At 31.3% G+C, this 7,241-nt stretch carries 5 protein-coding genes; all 5 read right to left on the bottom strand.

Annotated elements, in window-relative coordinates; translation table 11 throughout:
* Positions 1-148: 148 nt before the first annotated feature.
* Complete coding sequence (locus tag E6A48_RS06520; protein WP_219709237.1) at positions 149-895, bottom strand: hypothetical protein; 747 nt, start codon at positions 893-895, stop codon at positions 149-151.
* Between the two features lie 307 nt (positions 896-1,202).
* Complete coding sequence (locus tag E6A48_RS06515) at positions 1,203-1,904, bottom strand: hypothetical protein (RefSeq protein ID WP_219709236.1); 702 nt, start codon at positions 1,902-1,904, stop codon at positions 1,203-1,205.
* Positions 1,905-2,118: 214 nt separating this feature from the next.
* Positions 2,119-4,617, bottom strand: a complete 2,499-nt coding sequence (gene gyrA / locus E6A48_RS06510) for a DNA gyrase subunit A (RefSeq protein ID WP_219709235.1) — start codon at positions 4,615-4,617, stop codon at positions 2,119-2,121.
* 141 nt (positions 4,618-4,758) lie between these two features.
* Positions 4,759-6,408: a PTS transporter subunit EIIC gene (locus tag E6A48_RS06505; RefSeq protein WP_258018559.1), complete on the bottom strand. Its 1,650-nt coding sequence runs from the start codon at positions 6,406-6,408 to the stop codon at positions 4,759-4,761.
* A gap of 89 nt (positions 6,409-6,497) precedes the next feature.
* Positions 6,498-7,178, bottom strand: coding sequence for an N-acetylmannosamine-6-phosphate 2-epimerase (locus E6A48_RS06500; protein WP_219709234.1), 681 nt, complete (start codon positions 7,176-7,178; stop codon positions 6,498-6,500).
* Positions 7,179-7,241 lie beyond the last annotated feature (63 nt).

Genomic DNA, 7,241 nt, shown 5'->3' with positions numbered 1-7,241 from the left:
ACTTTTTGCAACTTTGACGAAGTCCACAGCGTATAGCTACGGGAAAAAGTTGAATAAAAAACTTAATTATAATATAAGTATGCAATAAAAAAGGCTTAATGGCAAATCAATACCACTTAAGCCTCTCAAACTATTTAATAGCAAACTATTATTTTGCTGCTTTAGCTAAAACATATCTATTATCACCATCTACTTTACCTTTAGCTATTTGTATTAATAATTCTTTAAACTCATTAAGTACTTCTTTTTCATTATCACCATCAACTACATATAAAACTCTATTATCTCCTTCTCCAGTCATAAAATATATTTCATAATCAGTATCGTAATCACCTTTTTCCATATTTTTAACTATACAAGCATTTCTACTATAATCAGTACCTGTTTCTGGAAGAGGCATTGCTGTACCAAATATATTTCCGCTACCAGCCGGTACTTGTATATCTTTTTGCCATACTAATTTAGAATAATCATCTCTTCCGTCTAATACTCCATTTTCATATTCTCTTTCAACCATTTCTGAATCAGAGTCAAAGAAAATATAAGTTTCTTCTGTTTCTGGTCTTCCATCGTCCCAACCGCTTTCAACACTTACCCAAGTAGTGCTATATAATCTTTCTAATAAATTATATGTACCAGTTTCTTCAGTTGTTACTTCTGTAATATTACCTGTTGTAATATCAGTAGAAGATGCACCGCCCTGATTAGCTTGAGCTGATACTGAAAGAGCTAGGCTTTGCTGAGCACTTACTGATGTACCTTTTAAAGTTTGTTTAGACATACTTGGTATATTTGCACTTACAGTAGACTCTGTAGCTCCGCCTGCAGCATTTTTATCAGCACATGAAATTGCCGCCATTGATATTATTGACAATATTAATAAAAATTTTTTCATTGTATTTCCTCTCCTTCATTGTTCTTTATTGTTGTTTATGTATATATTATAAACAAAATAAACCAATTTGTAAAGTTTATTTTACTATTTTTTTGAAAAAATTAAGTTTTTTTTACTATTTTTCTATGAATTGCGATATTTTTTTACTATATTTTTATATATTTTACTTGTTTTTACTTTTTTATAACAATAAAATAAAGAAATTATACAAACTTTTTTTTATTAATATGGGTTTTAAATATGCAATAAAAAAGGCTTAAGGGTAATCAATACCGCTTAAGCCTCTAAAACTATTTATAAAAGTAAATCATTTTGCTTTTACAGATAACACATATTTATCGCCATAAGCTCTAGGAGAGTTGTTTGCAATATCTTTTATTAACTGCTGTAATTCTCTTGATACTTCATCTTTAGTGTCACCATCAACAATATATAAAGTATCTTGATCTGCTAAATAATAAGCTTCAAATTCAGTATCTCTATCATTATCATTCATTTCTTTATTTTGAACTATACAAGCATTTCTACTTTTTTCACCTGATAAATTTGCTATACTTCCATTGTTAACAGTAATATCAGCAACCCAAGTTAATGTAGAATATTCATCTCTACCATCTAATACACCATTTTCATATTCTCTTTGAACCATTTTTGAACTAGGGTCAAAGAATATAAAAGTTTCTTCTGTTTCTAATTTACCATCATCATAATCACTTTCTGATTGATACCAAGTTGTAGAATAAAGTCTTTCTAAAACATTATAAGTTCCACTTTCAGGATTAGTATTTTCTCCTAATGTAACATCTCCAGATGCTTGAGCAGTTACTTGAGCTGATACCGAAAGAGAAACACTACTTTGAGTATTAGGTGTTCCATCTCTTACAGATTTGTTTATACTAGGTATATTTTTAGTAACTAAACTTTCTGTAGCTCCGCCTGCTCCATTACTATCAGCACAGGAAATAGCTGCTACTGATATTATTGACAATATTAATAAAAATTTTTTCATTGGATTTTTTTCCCCTTCATTGTTGTTTATGTATATATTATAACACATCAACATACACTTTGTAAAGTTTTTTTAATATTTTTTTAAAAAAATTAAGTTTTTTTTACTATTTTTTATAGTTTTTTACTTTTTTTTACTTTTCAAAGTAATAAACATAAAAAAAGCCCATATTAAAAATACAGGCTTAATAATATAATTTTTTATTTGTTTATTTTTATTTTTCAGTATCTGCAGGTACTACAGCCAAATCGCTTACCTTAGCACCGTCAGAAATATTAACTATTTTTACACCCTTAGCGTTTCTTCCTAACTCTGGTATAGAATCAGCCTTTATCTTTATAGTCATGTCATCTGTAGTAACAACCATTATCTCATCTTTGTCGCCTACAGTTTTTACGCTAACTACATTTCCTGTTTTATTGTCTGGCTTAATATAAATCTGACCCTTTCCGCCTCTTCCTTTAGCATTAAACTGCTTAGAAGAAAGTCTTTTACCTATACCATTCTCAGTGATAACTATTAATGACTCACCTTTATGTATGCCGTTTCCAGATACACAAATATCATTGTCATCTAAAGTAATACCCTTAACACCAGCAGCAGCACGTCCCATATTTCTTACTTTCTGCTCATTTATTCTCAAAGCAAGACCAGAAGCAGTAGTCATAATAAAGTCATCGCCGCTTTCAACAGCAGATACACCTATAAGCTCATCATTATTCTCTAATGTTAAAGCAAGTATACCCCTCTTCTTAGCATTCTCAAGATGTTTAAGCTCCATCTTCTTAATAGTACCCATCTTAGTAACCATTATAATAGATTGTTTAGGGTTAAAGTCAGATACTGTAAAGTAGCTTGTAATCTTTTCATCTGGTGCTAAATTAAGTATAAACTTTATGCTCTTACCTTGTGAAGTTTTTGTTAGAGCAGGAATCTCATGCACCTTCATCCAGAAAGCCTTACCTCTGTCAGTAAATATAAACAAATAATCTTTAGTAGAAGCAACGAATAAATGTTCTATATAATGTTCGCCTTGAGATTTTCCGCCTTGTACACCTACTCCGCCCCTTCCTTGAGTACGATAGCTTGAAGCAGGTACTCTCTTAATAAAGCCTTGAGTAGTGATAGATACTGCAACATCTTCATCATGAATCAAATCTTCTTCATCAATTTCAGTATCATTAGTTTTGCCTATTATCTCACTTCTTCTGTCATCGCCGTATTTTTCTGCTATGTTTTTAAGTTCATCTTTGATAACAGCAAGTATCTTTTCTGGGTGAGCAAGCAAGTCTTCACAATAAGCAATAAACTCTCTTAACTGTTGTAACTCTTGTTCTATTTTGAGTTTTTCTAAAGCAGTTAAACGTTTAAGAGGCATATCGAGTATAGCTTGAGCTTGTTTTTCTGATAGCTTAAACTTACTCATTAAAGTGTTTCTTGCAGCTTCTGTGTTTTCACTCTGCCTAATTATTCTTATAACCTCTTCAATATTAGCCTGAGCTATTAATAAGCCCTCTAATATATGTGCTTTTGCTTTAGCTTGATTTAAATCATATTCTGTTCTTTTTGTTATAACTTCAACTCTATGATCAACAAAATATTTTATAAGCTCTTTTAAGTTTAATACTTTAGGCTCGCCATTAACCAAAGCAAGATTAATTATACCAAAAGTAATTTCTAAATCAGTATGCTTCCAAAGCTGATTTAAAACAATCTGAGTAGCAACACCCTTTTTAAGCTCTATTATAAGCCTAATTCCAGACCTATTGCTTGACTCATCTCTAATATCAGCAACACCCTCAATTTTACCTTGTTTAACTAATTCAGCAATCTTTTCATGCAAAGTGGTCTTTACAACACCATAAGGAAGCTCTTTTACAACAATAGCCTCTCTGTCTTTTTTTGTCTCTTCTATTTCAAGCCTAGCTCTTAATTTAATTCTTCCTTTACCAGTAGTATAAGCCTCTTTAATGCCCTCTTTACCGTATATAATTCCAGCAGTAGGAAAATCAGGACCTTGTATATAACGCATCAAGTCTTTAATTTCAGCATCTTGATGGTCTATATAATAAACAATTGAATTAACAACCTCTTTTAAGTTATGAGGAGGCATATTAGTAGCCATACCAATAGCAATACCCATACTACCATTAACTAAAAGCTGAGGCACTGTTGCAGGAAGTACAGAAGGCTCGGTTCTAGAATCATCAAAGTTTGGTACAAATTTAACAGTTTCTTTTTCTATGTCATTAAGCATCTCTTCTGCGAATTTAGTCATTCTCGCTTCAGTATAACGCATAGCAGCAGGAGGGTCATCGTCCACAGAACCAAAATTACCCTGTCCGTCTACAAGCAAATAACGCATAGAAAAGTCTTGTGCCATTCTCACCATAGTACCGTAAACAGCAGCATCTCCGTGCGGGTGATAACGTGCCAACACTTCACCAACCGTAGCAGCCGACTTCTTGTATGGCTTATCATGCGTTAAATTAGCATCATACATCGCATAAAGTATTCTTCTATGCACAGGCTTAAGTCCGTCTCTTACATCAGGCAAAGCCCTTGACACTATAACACTCATAGCGTAATTTAAATAAGATTCTTTTAATTCATTTTCTATAGAAATATGATCAACTCTTTTTAGAATATCTTTTGTTAGTGTAGAATATTTTCTCTCTTCAGTATTATCATTATTATTCTTTTTTACAGCCATAGAATTTTATCCTTAAAAAATGTTCTTACTATTATAACATTTTAGCAATAAAAATCAAATAAATAATAATGAAGAAAAATATAAAAAAGGCATATACTTAAAAAAGCATATGCCTTTATAACATTTATTATAACCAATATTTTATTTTATATTATATTTTTGTATAATTTTATTTTTATAAACTTCAGCCTGCGTTCCATAAATAGCCTGTATTCCATTTCCAGCCCTCAAAACCTTTTTAGAATTAAGAGAAGTCCAAACATCATCACTAGCAACTTTACTAGGATCTTTTACAGTAACTCTTAATCTAGTTATACAAGCATCTATATTATCTATATTTTCTATTCCTCCAAGAGCTTCTACTATAGAATCTATTATACTATCATCATCATTAGAAATAGCCTCATTTGTTTTAGTACCCTCTCTTTCATTATAGTCAGCTCTTCTATACAATTTAACTTCACTGCCTGATCTTCCAGGTGTTGCAAAATTAAATTTAATTATTAAAAATCTAAATATAAAATAATAAACAACCGCATATACTGGTCCTAATATCAATATCCACTGATAAGAAGTTTTACTTATTCCCTGTAATAATCCAAAGAATGTAAAGTCAATTAATCCTCTTGAGAATGTAATACCTACAGCAACATTTAACATATACATTAACATATATGCTAAGCCCTCTAAAATAGCATGCACAACATATAAAGGAGGAGCTATAAATAAGAATGTAAACTCTAAAGGCTCAGTAATACCAGTTAAAAAAGAAGTTAAAGCAGCAGATAATAAAATACCTTTTGCCTTTGTTTTATTTTCATCATCAGCCACATGATACATAGCTAAAGCAGCAGCAGGCAAACCAAACATCATAGGTAAAAATCCGCCTGTCATAGTTCTAGTAGCAGCAGCACTAAAATGTGTTACTGTAGGGTCAGCTAATTGAGCAAAGAATATTCTCTGTCCGCCAGCAACTAATTGTCCACCTACTTCTAATACACCGCCTAATTCTGTATACCAAAATAATGGATATATAGCATGGTGAAGCCCAAATACATTTAATATCCTCATAGCAAAACCATAAAAGAATGTTCCAATATATCCAGTAGCAGCAAACAATTCACCAGCTTTCACTATAACTCCAAATATACTAGGCCATATAAAAGGAAATATAGCAGCTAATGGTATAAAAAATACCATAGTTAAAACAGCAACAAATCTATTACCACTAAAGAATGCTAAATAATCAGGTAATGTTTGATTGGCAAATTTATTAGTGATAAAAGCAGATAATAAACCGCATATAATACCGCCGAATACTCCTGTTTGTAATGTAAATATTCCTAACTCTCTAGCATATAAAGCAGCAGTACCAGCAGCCTCTCCAGCACTCATACCAGCTGCCATTAGAGCATCTACTGTTGTATTATCTGGGGTATGACCTTGGAATCTTAATATAACTCCTATAACTGTATGAAACAATAAAAAACCTACCACAGCAGAAAGAGCAGCAGTTTCTTTACTCTTATTTGCCATACCTATAGCTATACCAACTGCAAACAAAAGAGGTAAATTAGCAAATACAAAATTACCAGCATTAAATAATAATACTAATATATAATTTAATGGAGTACCTGTTTTCAAAAATGTTAAATTATATGTCTCTATCAAAGTTGGACTTGTAAAAGCACCACCTACACCCAATAATATACCAGCCATAGGGAGTATTGCAATAGGCAGCATAAATGACCTACCTATTTTTTGAAGCAACGCGAATGAATTCTTCATCATATCAAATTTTCTCCTAATTTATTTTTTAAAAATCATTATAACATAATAAAGAAAAAATGGTACAAAAATATAATTTTTTAGAATATTTATTATAAAGTTTCTATGGCTTTTACAAATTTTTCAGCTATCTGCTTAGGTCTGGTTATAGCTCCTCCAACAACAACAGCTAATGCCCCCATCTCTATACCCTTTTTTGCCTTTTCAGGTGTATCTAAATTACCTTCACCAATAACAGGTATTTTTACAGATTTTAATACTTGCTCTAGAGTAACTAAAGGCTCATTTCCCTTTGTATAATCAGTATATCCACATAATGTAGTGCCTACTATATCAATTCCTACCTCTTCAGCATAAACAGCCTCAGATACATCTGATATATCCCCCATTATGATTTGATTAGGATATTTTTCTTTTATAGCCTTTACAAAATCTTTTAATTGAACTTTATCTGGTCTTTCTCTCTTAGTAGCATCTATTGCTATTATGTCAACTCCTTCTGCACATAATTCATCTATTTCTTTCATAGTAGGAGTTATATATACATTACAATCTCCATAATTCCTCTTTATTATACCTATTATAGGAAGATTAGTATTTTTTTTAATTTCTTGTATATCTACAACAGTATTGGCTCTTATTCCACCTGCACCTGCCTGAGTTGCTGCCAAAGCCATTCTACCCATTATAAAAGAACTAAATAATGGCTCATCTTCCAATGCCTGACAAGATACTATAAGTTTACCCTTTATTTTTTTGAACACTTCATTCATAAAAGACTCCACAATTTTTATTAAGATAGTAAAATTATATAATATACCAAAATTATTTCAAAC

It is taken from the genome of Brachyspira pilosicoli (assembly GCF_019402445.1).
GTDB lineage: Bacteria > Spirochaetota > Brachyspiria > Brachyspirales > Brachyspiraceae > Brachyspira > Brachyspira pilosicoli_B.
Note: the sequence above shows the minus strand (reverse complement) of the source record. Positions and strands in the feature narration are given on the sequence as shown.